Genomic DNA, 23,010 nt, shown 5'->3' on the forward strand with positions numbered 1-23,010 from the left:
GTGCGGCGTCGGCGTCCGGATGATGGACGGGGCCTGAGTTGTGTCGTACACGTATCTATGCTGCGTCCATGCCTTCCGCAGCAGTGAAGCAGCCACCCGCCGCCGACCGCTGCTTCCACGCCGAGTCGCCGGCCCGAGGGACCGCCCGATGACCGCCCCGGCCGGCCCGGCGGGCCCGGCCGACCAGGCCGAGCCCGCGGCGGCGGCCGGCGCCGTGCAGGATCCGCCCGGGGGGCGGCAGGCCGTCGCCGTCTGGTCCATCGGCGTGGCCGTGTACTTCGTCGCCGTCATCTTCCGTACCAGCCTGGGCGTCGCCGGTCTGGACGCGGCCGACCGATTCCAGGTCAACTCCTCCGCCCTTGCCACCTTCTCCCTCCTCCAGCTGCTCGTCTACGCCGGTATGCAGATACCCGTCGGCCTGATGGTCGACCGGCTCGGCACCAAGAAGGTCCTCACCCTCGGCGTGGTCCTCTTCACCGCCGGCCAGGTCGGCTTCGCCCTCTCCCCCTCGTACGGGATGGCGCTGGCCGCCCGCGCCCTGCTCGGCTGCGGCGATGCGATGACCTTCATCTCCGTACTCCGCCTCGGCACCCGCTGGTTCCCGGCCCGCCAGGGCCCGCTGATGGCCCAGCTCGCCGGTCTCGTCGGCATGGCCGGCAACCTGGTCTCCACCCTCGTCCTCGCCCCCGTCCTGCACGGCGTCGGCTGGGTCCCCGCCTTCGCGGGCAGCGCGGTGGCGGGGCTGGTCGTCCTGGTTCCGCTGGTGCTGTTCCTGCGCGACCAGCCGGCCGGTCACGAGGTGGAGCCGGTCGCCCACGGCGGCCGGGGCTTCGTCCGCACCCAGATCGCCGCGTCCTGGCGGGAGCCCGGAACCCGGCTCGGCCTCTGGGTCCACTTCACCACCCAGTTCCCGGCCATGGTGTTCCTGCTGCTGTGGGGCATGCCGTTCCTGGTGGAGGCGCAAGGGCTGACCCGCTCCGCCGCCGGCGGCCTGCTGACCCTGGTGGTCGCCTCCAACATGGTCTTCGGCCTGCTCTACGGCCAGATCATCGGCCGCCGCCAGTCCTCCCGGATCCCCCTCGCGCTGGGCACGGTCGGCGCGACCGCCCTGCTGTGGGGAGCCACCCTCGGCTACCCGGGGGACCGGGCGCCGATGTGGCTGCTGGTCTCCCTGTGCGTGGTGCTCGGCACCTGCGGCCCGGCCTCGATGATCGGCTTCGACTTCGCCCGGCCGGCCAACCCGCCCGCCCGGCAGGGCACCGCCTCCGGCATCACCAATATGGGCGGCTTCCTCGCCTCGATGACCACCCTGCTGGCGGTGGGCATCCTGCTCGACGTCACGGGGGACGACTACCGGATCGCGTTCTCCACCGTCTTCGTGCTCCAGCTGCTGGGCGTGAGCCGGATCCTCCGCCTGCGCGGTGCGGCACTGCGCCGCGAAGCCACCCGCCCCGGAGCCCCGGCCGCCGCCGTCCCGCCCCAGGGCACCCGGACCCGGGCCATCACCTAGCCAGCAGGCCTACGGGGTGACCGCGAAGTTCGCCAGGATCGCGTCCGCCAGCTCCTGGTCGCCCTCCACCTTCAGCCGGTCCGCCACCGCCGCCGGCCGGACCCGGCCCGCGGCCAGCCGTACGTACGTCTCCCAGTCCATGGCCAGCGTCACCGCCGGACCCAGCGACGGGGTGCCGTCCACCGTCCCGCGGCCCGCCGCGTCCACCCGTACCGTCCGCATGAACTCCAGCGGACCGTGCACGTCCAGCACCACCGCCGAATTCGCCGGCGCGCCCGCCCGCTTCGCCACCACCTTCGGCAGCCCCGCCAGCAGCAGGTCCCGCACCACCACCGCGCCCGGCGAGTCCAGGTTCCCGGGCCGGCCGAGCGCCGTCCGCAGGTCCTGCTCGTGGATCCATACGTCGAACGCGCGCAGCTGCAGCGCGTGCTCCAGCGTCACCTGCTCGCCCAGCGGTCCCCGAACCATGGTCTGGGGGTCCCGCTTCTCGTTCCGCAGCTGCCGGGTCCGCCGGATGAGCGTGTACTCCAGCTCCGAGGTCATCTCCGGCGCCGTGTGGTGCCGGCGCACGTCGACCTGTACCTCCATGTACCGGGTGAACTCGTCCACCACGTGCCGCAGATCCCGCGGCAGCGTGTGGATCGGCCGCGGATCGCCGAGCATCTCGCACTCGATCCCGATGACATGGGACACCACATCCCGTACCGACCAGCCCGGGCAGGGCGTCGCCCGGTTCCACTCGCCCTCCGGCAACGGCTGGACGAGCTCGGATATCGCCTCGATGGAGTGGGTCCACGCATCGGCGTACGGCTGAAGGCTGGGATGGGGAAGGACGGTCAACGGAACCCCTCGCGTGCGGTTCAATGGCGCAGTGGCGCGTTGTGGACTTGATTTCCCAAGCTACGCTGCCCAGGAGCACCCCGGCAGTGCTTTCGTGTGACGATCGTAGGCCCGAGTTGACGGCTTGAATGCCAGGACGGTGGTACCGTGCGCGCCTCCCTCATCCAAATCGCCGTGGACGACGCCGAATCGGTCCCCTCCCGCCGGGCCCGAGTCGCCGCGCTCGTCCGCGAGCAGCAGGGCTCCGACCTGGTGGTGCTGCCGGAACTGTGGCCGATGGGGGCCTTTGCGTACGAGCAGTTCGAGACGGAGGCCGAGCCGCTGGACGGCCCGACGTACGCCGAGCTCTCCAAGGCGGCCCGGGACGCCGGGGTCTGGCTGCATGCGGGCTCGATCGTGGAGCGGGCGGGGGACGGCCGGCTCTACAACACGGCACTGGTCATCTCCCCGGCCGGCGAGCTCGCCGCCACCTACCGCAAGATCCACCGCTTCGGCTTCGACGAGGGCGAGGCCGTGCTGATGTCGGCCGGCGACTCCCTGACCGTCGTGGAGCTCCCCGAGCAGACCCTGGGCCTGGCCACCTGCTACGACCTGCGCTTCCCGGAGCTGTTCCGCGGCCTGGTCGACTCCGGCGCCACCACCCTGGTCGTCTCGGCGGGCTGGCCCGAGCGCCGCCGGTCCCACTGGACCCTGCTGAACCGGGCCCGTGCGGTGGAGGAGCAGGCGTACGTCCTGGCCTGCGGTACGGCCGGCACTCACGCGGGGGTGCAGCAGGCCGGCCACAGCCTGGTGGTCGACCCCTGGGGCGAGGTCCTGGCGGAGGCCGGACCGGGCGAGCAGGTCCTGACGGTGGACCTCGACCCGGCGAAGGTGGCGGAGACCCGCGAACAGTTCCCGGCCCTGAAGGACCGCATGCTCGGCATCCGCCGCTCCGGGCAGTGACCGGCGACCGCCCGGAAGCGAGCTAGGGGACGTACCACTGCTGGGTCTTGTTTCCCGGGGTACAGGCGGTGACGGTCAGCTCCCGGCCCGCGCCGGTATTGGTCAGGCATTTCTTGCCCGAGTAGTCCTTGATGTAGTACGCGCCTGCGGTGGGGGCGGTCAGCAGCTTCCACGACGTGTCGGCGGCGCCGTACTGGGGGATGAGCTGCGGAGTCGAGGACTGGTAGCCCTTGCCGAGCCTGGGGCCGCTCATGCTGCAGGAGTTGAACTTGGTCCACTGGGGGGTGGTGTGCACCCAGCCGAACTCGGTGTGGCCACCCATGATCACCTTTGTGCCGCCCTCGGGGCTGCTGGCGGCGAGGCCGATCTTGAGTCCGTCGCCGACGCTGGTGATCGCGCCCCAGTTGTCGCCGCCACAGCCTTGCGGGACAGCGGGCGCCTTGGTGGCCGGAGGGCCGGACGGCTTGTTTCCGGAGCTGCCGGGGCCACCGGAACCGTTGGCGGACGGGGTGGCGCCGGAACCGCCGGCGTTCCCCTGGGTCGGGCCGGGGCCCGTGCCGGTACCCGGCGCCTGGTCGGCGCCACCGGCTGCGCCGCCGGGCGACGGCACAGCGCCGGGGCTCGCCGACGCACTCGGCCCGACGCTCGGCGACGTGCCGGCGCCGGGGCCCCCGGGCGCCCCGATGGACACCACCGGACCCGGCCCGGGCGTGTGCGCCGCGTCGGGCTGCGCGGCCCCGCGGTCGATGTACAGCGTCGTGCTGACGACCACCACGAGCACACCGGGCACAAACAGGGCGATGGTCCTGCCCCGCCGCGTGTGCGGCTCGGCCTTGGCCGCCGGCGCGGGTGCGGGATCCGGCACGGGCACGGGAACCGGTGCGGGCACGGGTGCGGGCTCTGCCTGCCCGGCGAGTGCCCGTCGCGCAGCGGCGGCCATCACCGCGGCGTCGGGGTACCGGTCCTCCGGCTGCTTGGCCAGCGCCCTGGACACGAAGGCCCGTACCGCGTCCGGAAAGCCGGCGGGAAGCTCCGGCGCGGGCTCCCTGATGTGCTTGAGCACGATTTCCAGCACCGAATCGCCGGTGAAGGGCAGCTCGCCGGTCAGTAATTCGTAGCAGACGACGCCGAGGGAGTACAGATCGGACGCGGGCACGGTGGCGATGCCTTCGGCCTGCTCGGGGGCGATGTAGTGCGCGGTCCCGAGCACGGCGTCCGGGGCGGTGAGCTTGGTGCGGGCCGCGGCGCGGGCGATGCCGAAATCGGTCACCGCGACCCGTCCGTCGGGGCGGAGCATCAGGTTCGACGGCTTGATGTCACGGTGCACGATGCCCCGCCGGTGCGCAGCATGCAGGGCGTCGAGGGCTTGGGCGACGATGTCGATCGCCTCGGCGACCGGCAGCGGCCCGCTGTCCGCGCGTACGCGCTCCAGCGACTGCCCGTCGATGAGCTCCATGACGATGTACGCGCCCTCGTCCTGGCCCTCGCCCTCGCCGTAGTCGTGGACGTCGACGATGCCGGGGTGGCTGAGCGCGGCGAGGATCTTGGCCTCCCGTCGGAAGCGCGCCGCGAACATGGCGTCCTCGAGCAGCGCGGGCAGCAGGATCTTGACGGCGACGTCCCGCTCCAGCACCTCGTCGGCTGCCCGCCAGACCTCCCCCATGGCCCCGCCGCCGATCCGCTCGACGAGCCTGTACCGCCCACCGAGCACCGTCCCCCGACCCCGCATACCCCGGTCCCCTCGCACAGCCCAGCCTGACTCGCCGTTTCCAATTGCAGTCTGTCAGAGGCAAGTTGATCTCTGGATCTCCGGTGCCGTACCGGTGTGATCCGGTGTTCACAGCCGGATGGCAAGCTTGACGCATGAACGATGCCGCCCCGGCGCCCAGCCCCGCGTCCACACCCCGACGACGTGCCCGTGTCCGTGCCCCCGAGCTGATCGGCAAGGGTGGCTGGCTGAACACGGGAGGCAAGGACCTCGCCCTCGCCGATCTGCGAGGGAAGATCGTTATTGCCGATTTCTGGACCTTCTGCTGCATCAACTGCCTGCATGTTCTCGACGAGCTCCGCGAGCTCGAGGAGAAGCACCGCGACACCGTCGTGATCATTGGGGTGCATTCGCCGAAGTTCGTCCACGAGGCCGATCACCAGGCCGTGGTCGATGCCGTCGAGCGGTACGAGGTCCACCACCCCGTGCTCGACGATCCCGAGCTGGTGACCTGGAAGCAGTACGCCGTCCGCGCCTGGCCCACGCTGGTCGTGATCGATCCCGAGGGGTACGTGGTCGCGCAGCACGCCGGTGAGGGGCATGCGCACGCCATCGAGCGGCTGGTCGAGGAGCTCGAGGCGGAGCACGAGGCCAAGGGGACGTTGCGGCGCGGGGACGGGCCGTATGTGGCGCCGGAGCCGGAGGCGACCCATCTGCGGTTCCCCGGCAAGGCCGTCGTACTCGGCAACGGGAACTTTCTGGTGTCCGACTCCACCCGGCACCAGTTGGTCGAGATCGCCCCGGACGGGGAGAGCGTCGTACGGCGCATCGGCAGCGGGGAGCGCGGGTTCGGGCCGGAAGCGTTCAGTGAGCCGCAGGGGCTCGCGCTGCTGCCCGACGGGAAGGTCGTGGTGGCGGACACCGTCAATCACGCACTGCGGGTGTTCGACCCGGAGAGCGGGGCGGTGGAGACGGTCGCGGGCACCGGGCGGCAGTGGTGGCAGGGCTCGCCCACCGCCGGTCCCGCGCGCGAGGTGGACCTGTCCTCGCCGTGGGACGTGGCCTGGTGGCAGGACCGGGTGTGGATCGCCATGGCCGGCGTGCACCAGCTGTGGACCTGGGATCCGGCGACGGGCACCGTCGGGGTCGCGGCCGGGACCACGAACGAGGGGCTCGTGGACGGGCCCGCCGCCGAGGCCTGGTTCGCGCAGCCGTCCGGGCTCGCCGCCGCCGGGGACCGGCTGTGGATCGCCGACTCCGAGACCTCCGCGCTGCGCTGGATCGACACCGACGGGGACGTGCACACGGCCGTCGGCACCGGGCTGTTCGACTTCGGGCACCGGGACGGGGCCGCCGGGCAGGCGCTGCTCCAGCATCCGCTCGGGGTGACCGCGCTGCCGGACGGGTCCGTCGCGGTCTGCGACACGTACAACCACGCGCTGCGCCGGTTCGACCCGGCGACCGGTGAGGTCAGCACCCTCGCCACCGACCTGCGGGAGCCCAGCGCCGCGGTGCTCGACGGCGAGGAGATCGTGGTCGTCGAATCGGCCCGGCACCGGCTGACCCGGCTGCGGCTGCCCGAGGAGGCGGTACGGGTGGACGCGGTGGCGCACCGTACGCAGCGGGCCGCCACCGAGGTGGCGGGCGGGGCGCTGCGGCTGGAGGTGGTGTTCCGGGCGCCGGCCGGGCAGAAGCTGGACACCCGGTACGGGCCGTCCACCCGGCTGCTGGTGTCCTCGACCCCGCCGGAGCTGCTCGCGGAGGGGGCGGGTGCGGGGACCGAGCTGTTCCGGGAGCTCCGGCTCGCGGACGGGGCCGGTTCCGGTGTGCTGCACGTTTCGGCGATGGCCGCGTCCTGCGACGACGACCCGGAGAACGAGTACCCGGCCTGCCATGTGCACCAGCAGGACTGGGGGGTTCCGGTGACGGTCACGGCCGGCGGGGTCTCCCGGCTCGCGCTGGTGCTGGCCGGCATGGACGAGGGGGAGGGAGAGGGCGCATGACGCCGACATTGCGGACCGGGCGGCTGCTGCTGGAGGCGTACCGGCCGGAGGACGAGGACGAGTTCGTCGCGCTGTTCCAGAATCCGCTGGTCTCCCGGTGGATCGGCGAGGGCACGGACACCGAGGAGAACGACCGGGCGCTGTTCGGGCGGATCTTCAGCAAGGTCTACGCACAGGGGCTGTTCGATGTCTGGGCGGTGCGCCGGGCGGAGGGCGGGCCGGTGATCGGGCATGCCGAGATCAAGCGGACCGAGGAGGTCGGCGGGCACGAGATCGTGTACGCGCTGGCGCCGGAGGCGTGGGGGAGCGGGCTCGGCAGCGAACTGGCCCGGGCCGTCCTCGGGCACGGCTGGGACACCCTCGGCCTGGCCGAGGCATACGCGACGGTGGCCGAGCCGAACGAGGGCTCCCTGGTGCTGCTCGACCGGCTCGGGTTCCGCTGGGTACGGGACATCGCGGAGGAGGACGGCAGCACCACCCGGGTGCTGGTGCTGCCCCGTCCGGCCGGCTGATCCAAGGCTGTTGACGGCTGTTGGCGGCTGTTTGGCGGGGGATAACCCCCGTCAGCAGCCGCCGGTCAGCCGGATGTCGGCCCCTTCGCGAGCTCCGTAGCGTCATGGGCATGACGAAGAACAATCTGGTCCGCGGCGCCGCCGCAGTCGTGCTGGCAGCCGTTCTCGGCTCTCTCGCCGTGCCGGTGGCGGCGGCCACCGGCCCCGAGCGGAAGCCGGCCGCCGAGGCCCGTGGTGCGTACGCGGCGCGCGGGACCCTGCTCACAGTGACCCCGGTGGCCGCCCTCGGACGGGACGAAGTCCGGGCCTACGAGGCCGAGTCCGGGGTGGACACGGCGACCGTTCGGTACGGGGTGCGGGCCTACCGGATCGAGTACGCCACCGTCACCCCCGAGGGCCGGCCCACCACGGCGACCGGACTGCTGACCCTGCCCGAGGGCGGCCCGCGCCGCCTGGACCTGGTCTCCGACACGCACGGCACCCTCGCCTACCGCGACGGCGCGCCCTCGGGTCCGCTCGGCTGGAACCGGCTCACCTCCTACCTGCACGCTTCCGCCGGGCGGGCGGTGGCGGCGCCCGACTACCTCGGGCTCGGCGGCGGCCCGGGGCCGCACCCCTACCTGGACACCCGCTCGGCCGTGACCGCCTCCCACGACATGCTGCGGGCCGCCCGCACCGCGAGCGGCCAGCTCGGCCGGCCGCTCACCCGCGACGTGTACGTCACCGGGTTCTCCCAGGGCGGGCAGGTCGCGATGGCCCTCGGCCGGGAACTCTCCCGCCCCGGCTCCGGGTTCCGGGTGCGCGCGCTGGCGCCGATGGCGGGTCCGTACGACCTGGCGGGCCAGATGTCGGGTCTGACCGACGGCCGGACCGACCCGCGCAGCGCCGTCTTCTACCTCTCCTACTTCCTCACCGCGCAGAACCGGCTGCACCCGCTCTACCGGGACCCGGCGGAGGTGTTCCGGGCGCCGTACGCCCAGCGCGTGGAGGGGCTGTTCGACGGCAGCCACTCCGAGGAGGAGATCGGGGCCGCGCTGCCGGGCACCCTCGACGAACTCCTCACCCCCGCCTGGGCCGAGCTGGTCCGCCGCCCGGAGGGCGCGCTGCTGTCCGTGCTGCGCGCCAACTCCGGGGTCTGCGACTGGCGGCCGGGTGCCCCGGTGCGCCTGTACGCGGGGGCCGGCGACCGGGACGTGCCGATCGGCCACGCCCGCGCTTGCGCCGCGGAGCTGGCCGGGCACGGGGTGCGGGCCCGGGTGCTGGACCAGGGTCCGGCCGCGGATCACAACGGCACCGCGATCCGGTCGCTGGGCGAGGTGGCCCGCTGGTTCGACGCCCTGTCCCGCTGACCGGAGACCGAAAAGGGGGCTGTCAGCCCTCCAGGAAGGCCACGAGCGCGTTCGCGAGCAGGTACGGATCCTCCGAACCGCACAGTTCGCGGGCGCTGTGCATCGACAGGATCGCGACGCCGATGTCGACGGTCTGGATGCCGTGGCGGGCCGCCGTGATCGGGCCGATGGTCGTGCCGCAGGGCATCGAATTGTTGGACACGAAGCTCTGCCAGGGCACGCCGGCCCGCTCGCAGGCGGCGGCGAACACCGCGCGCCCGCTGCCGTCGGTGGCGTACCGCTGGTTGACGTTGACCTTGAGGATCGGGCCGCCGTTGGCGCGCGGGTGGTGGGTCGGGTCGTGCCGCTCGCCGTAGTTGGGGTGGACGGCGTGGCCGGTGTCGGAGGAGAGGCAGACCGTGCCGGCGAAGGCGCGGGCGCGGTCCTCGTAGGAGCCGCCGCGGGCGAAGACGGATCGTTCCAGCACATTGCCCAGGAGGGGGCCGTCGGCGCCGGTGTCGGACTGGGAGCCGTTCTCCTCGTGGTCGAAGGCCGCGAGGACGGGGATGTACGGGAGCTTCCCGGTGGTGGACACGGCGGCCAGTGCGGCCACGCCCGCGTGCACGGACAGCAGGTTGTCCATCCGCGGGCCGGCCAGCAGTTCGCGGTCGCGGCCGAGGTAGGCGGGTGCCTCGATGGAGTGGACCATCAGGTCCCAGCCGGCCACCGAGCCCTGGGGCAGGCCCTCTTCCTCCTCCAGGAAGGCGATCAGGTCGCCTTCCTGGACCTCGCCCAGGCCCCAGATCGGCTGCATGTGCCGCTGCTTGTCCAGCTTGAGGCCGTCGGTGTTGACCGACCGGTCGAGGTGGACGGCGAGTTGGGGGACGCGGAGCAGCGGGCGGTCCACGTTGACCAGGCGCTCGCTGCCGTCGCGCAGGGTCAGCCGGCCCGCCAGGCCGAGGTCGCGGTCCAGCCAGGTGTTGAGCAGGGTGCCGCCGTAGATCTCCACGGCGATCTGCCGCCAGCCCTGGGAGCCGGTGTCCGGCTGCGGCTTGACCCTCAGGTTCGGGGAGTCGGTGTGCGCGCCGATGATCCGGAACGGGGTGTGTGCAGCCGCGTCCTCGGGCACGTACCAGGCGATGATCGCGCCACCGCGGAGCACGAACTTGCCGCCCGCGCTCGAGTCCCAGGCGTCCGTTTCCGCGACCTGCCTGAAACCGGCCTTCTCCAGCCGCTCGGCCGAGTTGGCCACAGCGTGGTACGGCGAGGGGCTCGCCGCCAGAAAGGTCATCAGATCGTCGGTGTGGCCGCGGTCGAAGCGGGCGGGAGAGCTCATGTGGTTCACCTTAACGACGGTCGTGTTCGTCATGGCCGGACTGCGGCGGATGGCCGAAGAGTGCGGTTGCGCGCGGTGGTTGAGCGCGGTCCCGGTTCGGTCAGCCCGGCGGCCGCTCGAATCGGCGCTGCAGCCGGCGCCGCTCTCCCCGGCGGATGCGCGGGAGCATCTCGGGGGTCTGCGGAGGGCGCTGTGCGCGTCTTCTGCGTCCGGCGCAGAAGATACAGGCTTCCCCGGGCGGAGCATCGGGGTCCACCGGCGCGCCGGGATGTTCGGCGCAGCCGGAGGCGTTGCGCGGGCGGGACAGCTCGCGGGCGACGATGAACGCGCGGTGAAGATCGTCGGCAATCTGCACGAACTCCGCGTCGGGGGAGGAGAGGCCGAGGTGGAACCGGCGGTCCTCGATGGCGCGCAGGTAGGTCCGGAGCAGTTGCAGGGTGTACGGCGGCGGGGGCACCGGGTATCCGAGGCGGCGCTGTTCCACGGCCGGGGCCGCGGTGCGCCCGCCCTGGCTGCGCTGCCCGAGCCGGCGGCGGTCGTTGCAGAGCAGGCAGCGGCCCCAGCCGTCGGGGGCCTCGGGGTCGATGGCGCCGTTGGGGTGCTCGGGGCAGCCGGTGTAGCTCTTGGCCGGCGCGAGTGAGGCGGCGGTCTGGAAGGCAGCGTAGAGCGCGTCGGCGATGCCCTCGTACTCGCCGGGGTGCGCGCCCTCGTACAGATCCTTGACCTGGTCGCCGAGGGCGCCCACGTTCGACTGGAGCTCCTTGAGGGCGTACGGGCGCCCGGTCGGGACGGAGTATCCCCGGCTGTGCTGCTGCTCCTGTGGACTCATACCTATGAGCGTCCCATGGATGTCCGACAACGGTGACCGGCGGCCGGTACGACAGTGGCCGGACCCCCCGGTACGGGGAGGTCCGGCCACTGCGGTGTACGTACACCGCGTACGGATCGGGTCCGCCTGGGAAGGCGGCGCCGGCCGTCCTTAGAAGGCGGCCTCGTCGAGCTCCATCAGCGAGTTGTCGACGGCCTCGGCGAGCTGACGCGCGACCGCGACGCCCGGCAGGATCTGGGAGGCGAAGAACTTCGCCGCCGCGATCTTGCCCTGGTAGAACGGCACGTCCTTGGCGGAGGCGCCGGCCAGCTTCTCGGCGGCCACGGCCGCGCCCTTGAGCAGCAGGTAGCCGACCACGACGTCGCCGGAGGCCATCAGCAGGCGGGTGGTGTTCTGGCCCACCTTGTAGATGTTCTTGACGTCCTCGCCGGTGGCGGTGAGGTCGGTGATCATCTTGCCGACGATGCCCTCGAGGTCGACGGCGGCCTTGGCCAGCGCGTCGCGGGCGTCGGCGAGCTCCTCGCCGCCCTCGCCCTCGGCCAGGAACTTCTTGATCGTCTCGGAGAGGATGTTCAGCGCGGCGCCCTGGTCGCGGACGATCTTCCGGAAGAAGAAGTCCTGGCCCTGGATGGCCGTGGTGCCCTCGTAGAGGGTGTCGATCTTGGCGTCCCGGATGTACTGCTCGATCGGGTATTCCTGCAGGTAGCCGGAGCCGCCGAAGGTCTGCAGGGACTGCGCCAGCTGCTCGTAGGAGCGCTCCGAGCCGTAGCCCTTCACGATCGGCAGCAGCAGGTCGTTGAGGCCGACCTGGGCGGAGGCGTCCTCGCCGGCGGCCTGCTTCAGGGCGATCTCGTCCTGGACGGCGGCGGTGTAGAGGACGAGCGCGCGCATGCCCTCGGCGTACGCCTTCTGCGTCATCAGCGAGCGGCGGACGTCCGGGTGGTGCGTGATGGTGACCTTGGGCGCGGTCTTGTCCATGAAGTTCGCCAGGTCCGGACCCTGCACGCGCTCCTTGGCGTACTCCAGGGCGTTCAGGTAGCCGGTGGAGAGCGTGGCGATGGCCTTCGTGCCGACCATCATGCGGGCGAACTCGATGATCATGAACATCTGGCGGATGCCGTCGTGCTTGTCGCCGATCAGCCAGCCCTTGGCGGGGTGCTGGTCGCCGAAGGTCATCTCGCAGGTGTTGGAGGCCTTGAGGCCCATCTTGTGCTCGACGTTGGTGGCGTAGACGCCGTTGCGCTCGCCCAGCTCGCCGGTCTCCCAGTCGAAGTGGAACTTCGGGACCAGGAAGAGGGAGAGGCCCTTGGTGCCGGGGCCGTGGCCCTCGGGGCGGGCGAGGACGTAGTGGAGGATGTTCTCCTCCATGTCGTGCTCACCGGAGGTGATGAAGCGCTTCACGCCCTCGATGTGCCAGGAGCCGTCGGCCTGCTGGATCGCCTTGGTGCGGCCGGCGCCGACGTCCGAGCCGGCGTCCGGCTCGGTGAGGACCATGGTGGAGCCCCAGCGCTTCTCGACGGCGATCTGCGCGACCTTCTTCTGCGCCTCGTTGCCCTCTTCGAAGAGGATGCCGGCGAACGCCGGGCCGGAGGAGTACATCCAGATGGCCGGGTTCGAGCCGAGCAGCAGCTCCGCGTAGGCCCAGATCAGGGAGCGCGGGGAGGTGGTGCCGCCGATCTCCTCGGGCAGGCCCAGGCGCCAGTACTCGGACTCCATGAAGGCTTCGTAGCTCTTCTTGAAGGAGGCCGGGACGGGGGCGGTGTTGGTCGCCGGGTCGAAGACGGGCGGGTTGCGGTCGGCGTCCTCGAAGGAGGCGGCCAGCTCGTTCTCGGCGAGGCGGGCGATCTCGGACAGGACGCTCTTCGCGGTCTCGGTGTCCATCTCCTCGAACGGGCCGGTGCCGTACAGCTTGTCGCGGCCGAGCACCTCGAAGAGGTTGAACTCGATGTCGCGGAGATTCGACTTGTAGTGCCCCATGGCGACGGCTCCGTTAAGCGCTCGGGAGACAGGTTCCTCGTACGTACCAATCGGTAACGTAATAGTGCTACCCGTCGGTAATAAGAATCAACCCCTGGTTGTGGACTGTGACCAGCGTCGCGCGGCGGGCTCGGTAGTCTTGGCCCATGTACGGCTACGACCAGCAGCAGCAGTACGCCGCCCCGCAGCAGCAGATGCCCGGTGGCTACGCCGAGCAGCCGCTCTACCCCGAGCCCTCCCCGCCGTCGCTGGCCGACGCGGTGCGGGCCTTCACCACAGGCTCGCTGTCGGCCGAGGATTTCCAGCAGATTTTCGCCACATCGCGGGTCTACTGCCCGCGCGGTGACACCCCGGGCTTCCTGGCGCTGCACAACACGCAGCAGCCGGTGATCCCGATGTTCACCACGCTCAAGGAGCTGCGCCGGTACGCCGGCAAGGAGTCGAAGTACTTCGTGATCACCGGCGCGGAGGTCATCGACCTGCTGCCGACGGGGTACGGCTTCGTCCTCGACATGGAGGGCGACCACCGCATGGTCTTCGACGCGAAGGCGGTCGAGCAGATGGTCGACTTCGCGATGCGCCGCATGTACGGCTAGCGCGCCCTACGGCCGGGGTGCGACCGCGGGTGCGCCGGCGCGGTGGGTCCATGCGCCGTACCCGCACCAGACCGCGGCCGCGAGGACGACCGCGGCGGCGCCGGCCGCGAGGACGGGGGGCTCCGGGCGGAAGCCGAGGGCCAGCCGGGTGCCCGTCATGACCAGGACGAAGCCGACGCGGCTCGGGGCGTAGAGGGGGATCCGGGCGGCGGTCGCCCGCAGCAGCGCGGTGGCCGCCAGGCCGGTGGCTCCGCACACGGCGAGCAGCGGCCACAGTGGACCGGGCGCGGCGCTCGGGATGCCGTAGTCCTCCGGGCCCAGGCGCCACAACGAGGCGACCCAGGCGAAGCAGAGCGCGCAGGCGGTGATACCCAGGACCCAGAGCGCGTGGCGCCACAGCGGGCCGGGGCGGAGCTCGCCCTCTTCCTCGCCGTCGGCGATGTCTTGGCTGCCGATGATCTCCATCATGTCCGGTAGGACGCACGGCCACGGGCAAAGGTTGGCCCCGGGAATTCTCCCGGGGCCCTTCCTGTTTTGCGGGTGTGGCAGAAAGTTCGAGTTTCAACTAAACTCGACGCAGAAGGAGGTTCCGACCATGCCTGCAGTGACTGTGGAGAACCCGTTGACGCTCCCGCGCGTCGCCGAGCCCCAGGCGGCCGTGCCGCGCAAGGTGCTCGCCGTGACGACCGCGCCCGGCGGGTTCGAAGGCGAGGGATTCCCGGTGCGCCGCGCGTTCGCCGGGATCAACTACCAGTACCTCGACCCGTTCATCATGATGGACCAGATGGGCGAGGTGGAGTACGCGCCGGGCGAGCCCAAGGGCACCCCCTGGCACCCGCACCGCGGCTTCGAGACCGTCACGTATCTGATCGACGGAACCTTCGTCCATCAGGACAGCAACGGCGGCGGCGGTGTCATCAACGGCGGGGACACCCAGTGGATGACCGCCGGCTCCGGCCTCCTGCACATCGAGGCCCCGCCGGAGTCCCTGGTCGTGTCCGGCGGGCTGTTCCACGGCCTCCAGCTGTGGGTGAACCTGCCGGCCTCCGACAAGATGATGCCCCCGCGGTACCAGGACATCGGCGGCGGCCGGGTCCAGCTGCTCACCACCCCCGACGGCGGCGCGCTGCTCCGGGTCATCGCCGGTGAGCTGGACGGCCACCACGGCCCCGGCATCACCCACACCCCGATCACGATGATCCACGCGACGGTCACCCCGGGGGCGCAGGTCACCCTGCCCTGGCGGGAGGACTTCAACGGCCTGGTGTACGTCCTGGCCGGGCGCGGCTCGGTCGGTGCCGAGCGGCGGCCGATCCACACCGGCCAGACCGCCGTCTTCGGCGAGGGCGGTTCGATCACCGTCCGGGCGGACGAGTCCCAGGACGCGAACGCGCCGGATCTGGAAGTCGTCCTGCTGGGCGGGCGCCCGATCCGGGAGCCCATGGCGCACTACGGGCCGTTCGTGATGAACAGCCACGCCGAGCTGCAGAAGGCCTTCGAGGACTTCCAGGCGGGCCGGCTGGGCCGGATCCCGACCACCGAGCGCACCGGCCTCGGCCACCGGGGCACCGGTGCGGTGGACGAGGAACAGGCCTAGCAGCTAGGGGGTTTCCGCGGGCTCGGGCCCGGGCGCGGCGTCGGCCGCGTACCGGGTCCGCAGCTCCGAGATCACCCCGAAGGCCGCCGCCGTCAGCGGTACGGCCAGCAGCATGCCCAGGATTCCGGCCACCCCGGCGCCCGCCGTGATGGCGAGCATGACCACGGCCGGGTGCATCTGGACGGTCCGGCTCTGCACGACCGGCTGGAGCACGTTGCCCTCTATCACCTGGACCGCGAGGACCAGGCCGAGCGTCCACAGGCCGATGATCCAGCCCCGGTCGGCGAAGGCGACCAGCACCGCGATGGCGCCGGAGAGGAAGGCGCCGAGGTAGGGGATGTAGGCGGTGACGAAGACCAGGGCGCCGAGTCCCACCGCCCCCGGCACCTTGAGCACCAGCAGGCCCGCGGTGATCAGGACGGCGTCGATCAGCGCGATGAAGGTGGTGCCGCGCATAAAGCCCTCGACGGCGTCGAAGGCGCGCCGGCCCATGGCCTCGACCATGTCCCCGGAGTGGGTGGGGGCCAGCGAGCGCAGGGTGACGGCGGCGCGGTGCGAGTCCCGCAGGAAGAAGAAGATCAGCAGCAGGGCCAGCACGGCGGTCGTGAGCATCTGCCCGACCACGCTGAGTCCGGTGATCACGCCGGAGGCGGCGGTGCCGCCGAACTTCTCGAGCAGCTCCTTCGAGTTCTTGGCGAGGTCCTCGAGCGAGGTGCCGGCCGCGCCGAAGTGCTGGGCGAGGTCCCGGCCCGCCTTCCGCAGGGAGTCGACGATCTGGTCGCCGGTCTCGATCAGCGCCAGCGTCACGAGGTACGTGGCCCCGCCGACCACCGCCACGACCGCGAGGCAGGTGAGCGCGGCGGCGAGGGAACGGTTCACCCGCCACCCGACGAGCCGCCGGTGCATCGGCCCGAGCAGGGCCGTCCCGAGCAGCGCGAGCAGTGCGGGGGTGACGGCGGTCTTGAAGGTGATGCACAGCCAGACCAGCACGGCCGTCACGCCGGTGACGAGCAGGAAGACGGCGCACCAGGCGGCGAGCCGGCGGACGGGCTCGGGAAGCAGAGAGCTGATCACCGGCCCAGACTAGGGGGTGCCCGCGAGGCGCTCCTGGTCGGCCTTCGACTGCTCGTGGAGTTCGAACCAGATGGACTTGCCCTCGCCGCGCGGGTCCACGCCCCAGCGGTCGGCCAGCATCTCCATCAGCAGCACACCGCGCCCGCTGGAGGCCATCTCGCCCGGGTGGCGCTTGTGCGGCAGTTCGTCGCTGCCGTCGGCGACCTCCACCCGCAGCCGCCGGGTGCCGTGTTCCCCGACCGCCTCCGCGACCAGCAGCGCATCGCCGTCCGTGTGCATCAGGACGTTGGTGACCATCTCGGAGACCATCAGCACCGCCGAGTCGACCTGGTCCTCGTCCGCCCAGTCGTGCAGCAGCTGCCGCACCTGCTGCCGGGCTCCGGCGATGCGTTCCGGTTCGGCCTGGGCCACGGTCAGCATGGTCCGGCGGGCCGGCCGGGCCGGGAGGGCGAGCCCGGGGGTGCCGCAGCCGCAGCCGGGGCCCTCGCGGCAGAGCAGGACCAGGGCGATGTCGTCCTCGCGCCGGTCGGCCAGCGGGCCGGTGGTGTGGTGCGAGGACGGGCCGTGCACGGCGGAGACCAGCAGGTCCGCGAGTTTCTCCAGGCTCTCCGAGTCGTGCGTGCCGGTCTCCAGGATGGCCCGCAGCCGGGCCCAGCCGGTGTCCAGGTCGTGCCCGCCGGTCTCGATGAGCCCGTCCGTGCACAGCATCATCGTTTCGCCGGGCTCGAGGGTGAACCGGGTCGTCGGGTAGTCGGTGTCCGCGACGATGCCCAGCGGCAGTCCGCCCGCCGTCGGCCGCATCAGCACGGTCCCGTCGGTCATCCGGACGGCCGGGTCGGGGTGGCCCGCCCGGGCCACCTCCAGCATCCCGGTCTCCGGGTCGCACTCCACGTACAGGCAGGTCGCGAACCGGGGGCCGGCGATGCCGTCGTCCTCGTCCTCGTAGGAGTCGGTCAGCCCGGTCAGGAACCGGGAGGCCCGGGAGAGCACCGCGTCCGGCCGGTGGCCCTCCGAGGCGTAGGCCCGTACGGCGATCCGGAGCTGGCCCATCAGGCCGGCCGCCCGTACGTCGTGGCCCTGCACGTCCCCGATGACCAGCGCGAACCGCCCGCCCCCGGGGAGCGGGATCATGTCGTACCAGTCGCCGCCGACCTGGAGTCCGCCGCCGGTCGGCACATAGCGGGCCGCGACCGTCATCCCGGGGATCTCCGGCCCGAGGGTGGGCATCATCGACCGCTGCAGGCCGGTGGTGAGCTCCCGCTCGGACTCCGCCACGCCGGCCCGCTGGAGGGCCTGGGCCAGCATCCGGGCGACCGTGGTGAGGACGGAGCGTTCGTCGGGGGAGAAGGAGACCGGCTGCTTGAAGGCGGCCATCCAGGCGCCCATGGTCCGGCCGGCGACGATCAGCGGCAGGAAGGCCCAGGAGGTCCGGTCGAAGCGCTGGGCCAGCGGCCAGGCCGCCGGGAAGCGCCGCTTGTACTCCTCCGGGGTGGGCAGGTAGATCGCCCGCCCGGTCCGGACCACCTCGGCGGCCGGGTAGTCCGTCTCCAGCAGCATCTCGGTGAACGGGCCCTCGTCCTCCGGGTTGTGCCCGTGGTGCCCGATGACGGAGAGCCGGTCCCCGGCCACCCCGAAGACCGCCAGCCCGTCCGGGGTGAACCCGGGCATCGACAGCGAGGCGGCCACCCGCAGCACCTCGGCGGTGGACCGGGCCTCGGCCAGGGCCCGTCCCGCATCCAGCAGGAAGGCCTCCCGGGAGCGCCGCCAGTCGCCGGTGATGGCGGTGTGCGCGGCGGTGGTGCCCGGCTGCGGGGCGGCGATCTCCTGGAGGGTGCCGATCAGCTGGTAGTCCGTACGGCCGTCCGCCGTGAGGTTCTCCAGCGGTTTGGAGCGGCTGCGTACGGTGCGCAGCACCCGTCCGTCCTCGTCCATCACCCGGAGCAGCGCCTCGGCCAGGGTGCCCTCGGCGACCGCCAGGTTCACGATGCCGTTGATCTCGTTCCAGTCCACCGGGTGGAACCGGGAGCGCACCACGGCCTCGGGGAGGTCGACCTCCTCGGCGGGCAGGCCGAGCAGCCGGGCGGCCTCGCCGTCGAGGGTGACCGTCCCGGAGGCGTTGTCCCAGCGCCACAGGCCGGTCGCGATCGCGGCCAGGACGTCCTCGGTGCGCATTACGTCATCTTTACAGGTCATAGGCGTAAGACGCCCGTCAGGCCGTCGGCGGGCCGGTTGCGGGCCGGGCGGTAACCTTGGTGGGGTTGAATCCCACCTGCTATCGCGAAGAACTGGATGAATGATGCATCGGTACAGGTCCCACACCTGCGGCGAGCTCCGCGCCTCTGACGTCGGCACCGACGTCCGGCTGAGTGGCTGGCTGCACAATCGGCGAGACCTGGGCGGCATCCTCTTCATCGATCTGCGTGACCACTACGGCATCACGCAGCTCGTCGCCCGTCCGGGCACCGCAGCCGCCGAGGCCCTGGACAAGCTGTCCAAGGAGACGGTGATCCGGGTCGACGGCAAGGTCGTCTCGCGCGGCGCCGAGAACATCAACCCCGAGCTGCCGACCGGCGAGATCGAGATCGAGGCCGCCGAGGTCGAGGTGCTCGGTGCCGCCGCCCCGCTGCCGTTCACGATCAACACCGACGACGGCGTCAACGAGGAGCGCCGCCTGGAGTACCGCTTCCTCGACCTGCGCCGCGAGCGCATGCACCGCAACATCATGCTGCGCTCCGCCGTCATCGCCGCGATCCGCCACAAGATGGTGGCCCTCGGCTTCAACGAGATGGCGACCCCGATCCTCACCGCGACCTCCCCCGAGGGCGCGCGCGACTTCGTGGTCCCCTCCCGCCTGAACCCGGGCAAGTTCTACGCCCTGCCGCAGGCGCCGCAGCAGTTCAAGCAGCTGCTGATGATCTCCGGCTTCGACCGCTACTTCCAGATCGCGCCCTGCTTCCGCGACGAGGACGCCCGCGCCGACCGCTCGCCGGGCGAGTTCTACCAGCTCGACGTGGAGATGTCCTTCGTCGAGCAGGAGGACGTCTTCCAGCCGATCGAGAAGCTGATGACCGAGCTCTTCACCGAGTTCGGCGGCGGGCGCGAGGTCACCTCCCCGTTCCTGCGGATCCCGTTCCGCGAGTCGATGCTGAAGTACGGCAACGACAAGCCCGACCTGCGCGCCAAGCTGGAACTCGTCGACATCACCGATGTCTTCGAGGGCTCGGAGTTCAAGGCGTTCGCGGGCAAGCACGTCCGCGCCCTGCCGGTGCCGGACACCGCCGGCCAGCCGCGCAAGTTCTTCGACGGCCTCGGCGACTTCGCGGTCTCGCTGGGCGCGAAGGGCCTGGCCTGGGTGCGGGTCGGCGAGGACGGCAGCCTGACCGGCCCGATCGCCAAGTTCCTCACCGAGGAGAACGTCAAGGTCCTCACCGAGCGCCTGGGCCTGCTCCCCGGCCACGCGGTGTTCTTCGGCGCGGGCGAGTTCGACGAGGTCTCCAAGATCATGGGCCCGGTCCGGGTCGAGGCGGCCAAGCGGGCCGGCCAGTTCGAGGAGAACGTCTTCCGGTTCTGCTGGATCGTCGACTTCCCGATGTACGAGAAGGACGAGGACACCGGCAAGATCGACTTCTCCCACAACCCGTTCTCCATGCCGCAGGGCGGCATGAAGGACCTGGAGGAGAAGGACCCGCTGGACATCCTTGCCTGGCAGTACGACATCGTCTGCAACGGCATCGAGCTGTCCTCCGGCGCCATCCGCAACCACGAGCCCGAGGTCATGCTGAAGGCCTTCGAGATCGCGGGTTACGAGGCGGAGACCGTCGAGCGCGAGTTCGCCGGCATGCTGCGCGCGTTCCGCCTGGGCGCCCCGCCGCACGGTGGCATCGCCCCGGGCGTGGACCGCATCGTGATGCTGCTGGCGGACGAGCCGAACATCCGCGAGACCATCGCCTTCCCGCTGAACGGCAACGCGCAGGACCTGATGATGGGCGCGCCGACGGTGCTGGAGGAGGCCCGCCTGCGCGAGCTGAACATCGCGCTGCGCAAGCCGGTCGAGGTCAAGCCGGCGGACGCGAAGCCGGTGTCGGAGTCGGTCCACCCGGACGCGGCGCGCTAGTTCTGGCTGTAGCTGTACGCGAAGGGCCCGGGATCCGCATGGATCCCGGGCCCTTCGTCCGTTCTCAGGTGCCGATGGGCAGCCGCAGGTTCGCGGGGTCGTAGCCGTTGAACGAAGGGATGATGCTCAGCTCCAGCCAGGGGGTGCCCTGGGGTGCGTAGACGGTGTTCAGGCAGTCCATGCGCTGTCCGGCCGGGATCTTGTCCGGGCAGTCGGGGGTCGGGTTCAGTGCGCCGCCGGTCCGGTCGTAGAAGTGGAGCACGGGCCCGTCGAGGGGGCGGCGGTGGTCGCCGGGGCTGCTGATGCTGATCAGCACCCGGTACGCCTGCTTGCCCTCCGGGCCGGGGGTGACGGCCTGGGGGGAGTGGACGGTGATCTCGACGCCGTCCTGGTAGACGATCCGGCCGGGGTGCTGCTGCCCCGGCTTCGGGGCGGCCGACCAGGAGACCGGGGTTCGTTCCGGAGCGACGTACTCGGACGGCTTGTGGCCGTTGTCGCTGTCGCCGTCCGTGTCGTACGCCTCGTGCAGTACCCAGGCTGCGAAGGCGAGGAACAGGACCGGCACGGTGAAGGCCGTGATGCCGAGGCCGATGCCGACGTTGGCCGGGCCGGTGGTGGTGGCGAGGCTGCGCTGGGCCCGGCTGCGGGCCACTGCGCCGCACACCACGGCGGCGATCCCGAGCGGCGGGGCCGCCAGGACCGCCGGCAGCAGTACGGGCGTCAGCACCAGCGCCATCAGGCCCAGCGCGCCGAGCACCGCCGCGGCGGTGCCGATCCCCGTCGACTCGTTCCTCTCCATGCCCCGCACGCTAGGTGCCGGGCGAGCGGCCCCGCTTCGGCGCGGATACTCAGATCCGCGCTGAGTACGGGGCCGCCATGGCTCCGGTCGGAGCCGCTAGAACCGGTCGAGGATGCCCTTGAGGAGGGCGGCGGAGGCCAGTTCGCGGGGCGCGGGACCGGCGTGGAAGAAGCCGGCGTTCTCGGCGTCCAGCTTGCGGAGGAAGTCGAAGGCCTTGGCGTCGTGCTCACCGAAGGCGACGAACTGCCAGTGGATGTCGTGAGCGGCGGCATCGGCGAGGGCCTGGCGGGCGGGTACCCGGTTGTCGGGCGCGCCGTCCGTCTGGAACACGACGTAGGCAGGGCCGTCGGCGCCGTTCTTCTCGTAGTGCTCGACGACCGCCTCGACGGCACGGTGGTAGCTGGTGCGGCCCATGTGCCCGAGGGAGGTGTGGGCGGCTTCGACCCAGCCGTCGCCGTGGGTGTCGAGGGTGAGGTCGGCGGTCCCGTCGATGTCGGTGGAGAAGAACACCGTGTGGACCGTGGCCTCCTCGTCGAGGTGCGCGGCGAGGGCGAGGGCGTGGTCGGCGAGGTACTGGGCGCTGCCGTCCTTGTAGTACGGCCGCATGGACCCGGAGCGGTCCAGCACCAGGTAGACCCTGGCCCGCGCCCCCGCCCGCTGCTTGCCGCGCAGCACCTGCCCGGCGGCCTTGTACGCCCCGGCAACCCCGGGCGCCCGCCGCTTCACGGCCGCCAACGCGACGGCCGGCTCCGCCACCGGCTCCGCCTGGGCGGCAACCGGCTCCGCCTGGACGGGCTCGGGCTCAGCCTGGGCGGCGAGGGGCTCGGCCACCGGCTCCGCCGGGGCGGGCAGCGGCTCGGGCTCGGCCTCGGCGGCTACGGGCTCGGGTGCGGGTTCCGCTTCGGGCTCGGCCTGGACGGGCTCGGGCTGGGCGGCTACGGGCTCTACGGCCGGCTCCGCGGGCGCGGGCTCGGCCTCAACGACCGGCTCCGCCTGCGCGGCAACCGGCTCCGGCTCGGCAACGGGCTCCGCCTGGACGGGCAGCGGCTCGGGCTCCGCCTCGGCGGCGACCGGCTCGGGTGCGGGTTCGGCTTCGGGCTCGGCCTGGACCGGCTCGGCCTCGGCGGCTACGGGCTCCACGGTCGGCTCCGCCTGCACGGGCTCGGCCTCAGCGACCGGCTCCGCCTGGGCGGCAACCGGCTCTGCCTCGGCAACGGGCTCCGCCTGGGCGGCAACCGGCTCTGCCTCGGCAACGGGCTCCGGCTCGGCGGCAACCGGCTTCGGCTCGGCCACGGGCTCCGTGGGTGCGGGTTCCGCGGCCGGCTCGGCGGCCACAGGGGGGGTGGGGGTGGTGGCGCGGCGGGCTTCCGGGACCGTGGGGTCCGGGGCCGGGGCCGTGGCCGTGAGGAGGGTGCCGCGGTCGCGCGGGGCCGACTGCGGCGGGACCAGCGGATTGTCGAAGGACGCCGCCACAAGAGCCTCCGCCGCATCCATCGGCGTCCGCTCGGCCGCCTGCGCGGGGAGGGCGGGCTGGGTGGTGGCAGTGGGATCGGTGCTCTCCGAGACCGGCTCCGGAGACCGGCCGAACACCTTGCGCAACAAGCTCCGAATACCCATGGGCCAGGCCTTTCGCATGAGTGCGTGCGTCATTTGTCCGTGCTGTGCGGAAGATCCCTGCCCAGAGTGGACACGTAAGGTTATCGACCCCGTGGCTGGAAACACCGGCAGGGCGCCCTTTCGGGGCGCCTGCCGCACCAGCACAGGGGCCGCTCGGGTGAACTCCCGCTCTGACCGGTCGCGTTCATGAATTGTTCACCCGTGAGCCGCCGTGGTGGCGCAACGCCC

18 protein-coding genes are annotated in these 23,010 nt (G+C 72.0%); 8 read left to right on the plus strand and 10 right to left on the minus strand.

What is annotated here, in order from left to right; translation table 11 throughout:
- The first annotated feature begins 148 nt into the window (after positions 1 to 148).
- Positions 149 to 1,510 (plus strand): MFS transporter, encoded by a 1,362-nt coding sequence (locus tag ABT123_RS06385; protein WP_351310369.1) that lies wholly within the window; start codon positions 149 to 151, stop codon positions 1,508 to 1,510.
- A 9-nt stretch (positions 1,511 to 1,519) separates the two neighbouring features.
- On the opposite strand, the gene ABT123_RS06390 is transcribed toward ABT123_RS06385, so the two are convergent.
- Positions 1,520 to 2,350 (minus strand): maleylpyruvate isomerase family mycothiol-dependent enzyme, encoded by an 831-nt coding sequence (locus ABT123_RS06390; protein ID WP_351310371.1) that lies wholly within the window; start codon positions 2,348 to 2,350, stop codon positions 1,520 to 1,522.
- Between the two features lie 147 nt (positions 2,351 to 2,497).
- Between ABT123_RS06390 and ABT123_RS06395 the strand changes: the two genes are divergently transcribed.
- The gene (locus tag ABT123_RS06395; RefSeq protein WP_351310372.1) at positions 2,498 to 3,292 is read left to right on the plus strand and encodes a carbon-nitrogen family hydrolase; all 795 of its coding nucleotides are present in this window, start codon (positions 2,498 to 2,500) and stop codon (positions 3,290 to 3,292) included.
- A 22-nt stretch (positions 3,293 to 3,314) separates the two neighbouring features.
- On the opposite strand, the gene ABT123_RS06400 is transcribed toward ABT123_RS06395, so the two are convergent.
- Positions 3,315 to 5,021: a serine/threonine-protein kinase gene (locus ABT123_RS06400; protein WP_351310374.1), complete on the minus strand. Its 1,707-nt coding sequence runs from the start codon at positions 5,019 to 5,021 to the stop codon at positions 3,315 to 3,317.
- A 134-nt stretch (positions 5,022 to 5,155) separates the two neighbouring features.
- Between ABT123_RS06400 and ABT123_RS06405 the strand changes: the two genes are divergently transcribed.
- The 3 genes from ABT123_RS06405 to ABT123_RS06415 all read left to right on the plus strand — a co-directional run bounded on the left by ABT123_RS06405 (position 5,156) and on the right by ABT123_RS06415 (position 8,864).
- Positions 5,156 to 7,003, plus strand: coding sequence for an NHL domain-containing thioredoxin family protein (locus tag ABT123_RS06405; RefSeq protein ID WP_351310376.1), 1,848 nt, complete (start codon positions 5,156 to 5,158; stop codon positions 7,001 to 7,003).
- The gene (locus ABT123_RS06410; protein ID WP_351310378.1) at positions 7,000 to 7,515 is read left to right on the plus strand and encodes a GNAT family N-acetyltransferase; all 516 of its coding nucleotides are present in this window, start codon (positions 7,000 to 7,002) and stop codon (positions 7,513 to 7,515) included. Before ABT123_RS06405 ends, ABT123_RS06410 begins: the two co-directional genes overlap by 4 nt.
- A gap of 110 nt (positions 7,516 to 7,625) precedes the next feature.
- The gene (locus ABT123_RS06415; protein WP_351310379.1) at positions 7,626 to 8,864 is read left to right on the plus strand and encodes an alpha/beta hydrolase; all 1,239 of its coding nucleotides are present in this window, start codon (positions 7,626 to 7,628) and stop codon (positions 8,862 to 8,864) included.
- 22 nt (positions 8,865 to 8,886) lie between these two features.
- On the opposite strand, the gene ABT123_RS06420 is transcribed toward ABT123_RS06415, so the two are convergent.
- The 3 genes from ABT123_RS06420 to ABT123_RS06430 all read right to left on the minus strand — a co-directional run bounded on the left by ABT123_RS06420 (position 8,887) and on the right by ABT123_RS06430 (position 12,985).
- On the minus strand, positions 8,887 to 10,179 hold the full coding sequence (locus tag ABT123_RS06420) for a M18 family aminopeptidase (RefSeq protein ID WP_351310380.1): 1,293 nt from the start codon (positions 10,177 to 10,179) through the stop codon (positions 8,887 to 8,889).
- A 100-nt stretch (positions 10,180 to 10,279) separates the two neighbouring features.
- Positions 10,280 to 11,008, minus strand: a complete 729-nt coding sequence (locus tag ABT123_RS06425; protein ID WP_351310382.1) for a hypothetical protein — start codon at positions 11,006 to 11,008, stop codon at positions 10,280 to 10,282.
- 150 nt (positions 11,009 to 11,158) lie between these two features.
- Complete coding sequence (locus ABT123_RS06430; RefSeq protein WP_351310384.1) at positions 11,159 to 12,985, minus strand: acyl-CoA dehydrogenase; 1,827 nt, start codon at positions 12,983 to 12,985, stop codon at positions 11,159 to 11,161.
- A 146-nt stretch (positions 12,986 to 13,131) separates the two neighbouring features.
- Between ABT123_RS06430 and ABT123_RS06435 the strand changes: the two genes are divergently transcribed.
- Positions 13,132 to 13,581, plus strand: a complete 450-nt coding sequence (locus ABT123_RS06435) for an SseB family protein (RefSeq protein WP_150208825.1) — start codon at positions 13,132 to 13,134, stop codon at positions 13,579 to 13,581.
- A gap of 6 nt (positions 13,582 to 13,587) precedes the next feature.
- Here the strand turns inward: ABT123_RS06435 and ABT123_RS06440 are convergent, their stop codons facing one another.
- The gene (locus ABT123_RS06440; RefSeq protein WP_351310386.1) at positions 13,588 to 14,049 is read right to left on the minus strand and encodes a hypothetical protein; all 462 of its coding nucleotides are present in this window, start codon (positions 14,047 to 14,049) and stop codon (positions 13,588 to 13,590) included.
- Between the two features lie 127 nt (positions 14,050 to 14,176).
- On the opposite strand from ABT123_RS06440, the gene ABT123_RS06445 reads away from it, so the two are divergent.
- Positions 14,177 to 15,178, plus strand: a complete 1,002-nt coding sequence (locus tag ABT123_RS06445; protein WP_351310388.1) for a pirin family protein — start codon at positions 14,177 to 14,179, stop codon at positions 15,176 to 15,178.
- Positions 15,179 to 15,181: 3 nt separating this feature from the next.
- On the opposite strand, the gene ABT123_RS06450 is transcribed toward ABT123_RS06445, so the two are convergent.
- Both ABT123_RS06450 and ABT123_RS06455 read right to left on the minus strand, forming a co-directional pair.
- Positions 15,182 to 16,249 carry an AI-2E family transporter gene (locus ABT123_RS06450; protein ID WP_351310569.1) on the minus strand — a complete coding sequence of 356 codons (1,068 nt, stop codon included), beginning with the start codon at positions 16,247 to 16,249 and terminating at the stop codon, positions 15,182 to 15,184.
- Between the two features lie 12 nt (positions 16,250 to 16,261).
- Positions 16,262 to 18,424, minus strand: coding sequence for an ATP-binding SpoIIE family protein phosphatase (locus tag ABT123_RS06455; RefSeq protein WP_351310390.1), 2,163 nt, complete (start codon positions 18,422 to 18,424; stop codon positions 16,262 to 16,264).
- Positions 18,425 to 18,548: 124 nt separating this feature from the next.
- Between ABT123_RS06455 and aspS the strand changes: the two genes are divergently transcribed.
- Positions 18,549 to 20,366: an aspartate--tRNA ligase gene (gene aspS / locus ABT123_RS06460; protein ID WP_351310571.1), complete on the plus strand. Its 1,818-nt coding sequence runs from the start codon at positions 18,549 to 18,551 to the stop codon at positions 20,364 to 20,366.
- A gap of 64 nt (positions 20,367 to 20,430) precedes the next feature.
- Here aspS and ABT123_RS06465 read toward each other — a convergent pair whose 3' ends face one another.
- Positions 20,431 to 21,165 (minus strand): DUF4190 domain-containing protein, encoded by a 735-nt coding sequence (locus ABT123_RS06465; RefSeq protein WP_351310392.1) that lies wholly within the window; start codon positions 21,163 to 21,165, stop codon positions 20,431 to 20,433.
- Positions 21,166 to 21,261: 96 nt separating this feature from the next.
- Entirely contained in the window at positions 21,262 to 22,782 is a 1,521-nt protein-coding gene (locus ABT123_RS06470) for a VWA domain-containing protein (protein WP_351310394.1), read from the minus strand.
- Positions 22,783 to 23,010 lie beyond the last annotated feature (228 nt).

It is taken from the genome of Streptomyces sp. NPDC002054 (genome assembly GCF_040296685.1).
Classification (GTDB): Bacteria; Actinomycetota; Actinomycetes; order Streptomycetales; family Streptomycetaceae; genus Streptomyces.

What these genes read in the sequence shown, in the direction of transcription:
- ABT123_RS06385 (WP_351310369.1), top strand. Translation starts at nt 149, where the DNA reads ATGACCGCCCCGGCCGGCCCGGCGGGCCCGGCCGACCAGGCCGAGCCC.
- ABT123_RS06400 (WP_351310374.1), bottom strand. Translation starts at nt 5,021, where the DNA reads ATGCGGGGTCGGGGGACGGTGCTCGGTGGGCGGTACAGGCTCGTCGAG.
- ABT123_RS06405 (WP_351310376.1), top strand. Translation starts at nt 5,156, where the DNA reads ATGAACGATGCCGCCCCGGCGCCCAGCCCCGCGTCCACACCCCGACGA.
- ABT123_RS06410 (WP_351310378.1), top strand. Translation starts at nt 7,000, where the DNA reads ATGACGCCGACATTGCGGACCGGGCGGCTGCTGCTGGAGGCGTACCGG.
- ABT123_RS06415 (WP_351310379.1), top strand. Translation starts at nt 7,626, where the DNA reads ATGACGAAGAACAATCTGGTCCGCGGCGCCGCCGCAGTCGTGCTGGCA.
- ABT123_RS06420 (WP_351310380.1), bottom strand. Translation starts at nt 10,179, where the DNA reads ATGAGCTCTCCCGCCCGCTTCGACCGCGGCCACACCGACGATCTGATG.
- ABT123_RS06425 (WP_351310382.1), bottom strand. Translation starts at nt 11,008, where the DNA reads ATGAGTCCACAGGAGCAGCAGCACAGCCGGGGATACTCCGTCCCGACC.
- ABT123_RS06430 (WP_351310384.1), bottom strand. Translation starts at nt 12,985, where the DNA reads ATGGGGCACTACAAGTCGAATCTCCGCGACATCGAGTTCAACCTCTTC.
- ABT123_RS06435 (WP_150208825.1), top strand. Translation starts at nt 13,132, where the DNA reads ATGTACGGCTACGACCAGCAGCAGCAGTACGCCGCCCCGCAGCAGCAG.
- ABT123_RS06440 (WP_351310386.1), bottom strand. Translation starts at nt 14,049, where the DNA reads ATGATGGAGATCATCGGCAGCCAAGACATCGCCGACGGCGAGGAAGAG.
- ABT123_RS06445 (WP_351310388.1), top strand. Translation starts at nt 14,177, where the DNA reads ATGCCTGCAGTGACTGTGGAGAACCCGTTGACGCTCCCGCGCGTCGCC.
- ABT123_RS06455 (WP_351310390.1), bottom strand. Translation starts at nt 18,424, where the DNA reads ATGCGCACCGAGGACGTCCTGGCCGCGATCGCGACCGGCCTGTGGCGC.
- aspS (WP_351310571.1), top strand. Translation starts at nt 18,549, where the DNA reads ATGCATCGGTACAGGTCCCACACCTGCGGCGAGCTCCGCGCCTCTGAC.
- ABT123_RS06465 (WP_351310392.1), bottom strand. Translation starts at nt 21,165, where the DNA reads ATGGAGAGGAACGAGTCGACGGGGATCGGCACCGCCGCGGCGGTGCTC.
- ABT123_RS06470 (WP_351310394.1), bottom strand. Translation starts at nt 22,782, where the DNA reads ATGGGTATTCGGAGCTTGTTGCGCAAGGTGTTCGGCCGGTCTCCGGAG.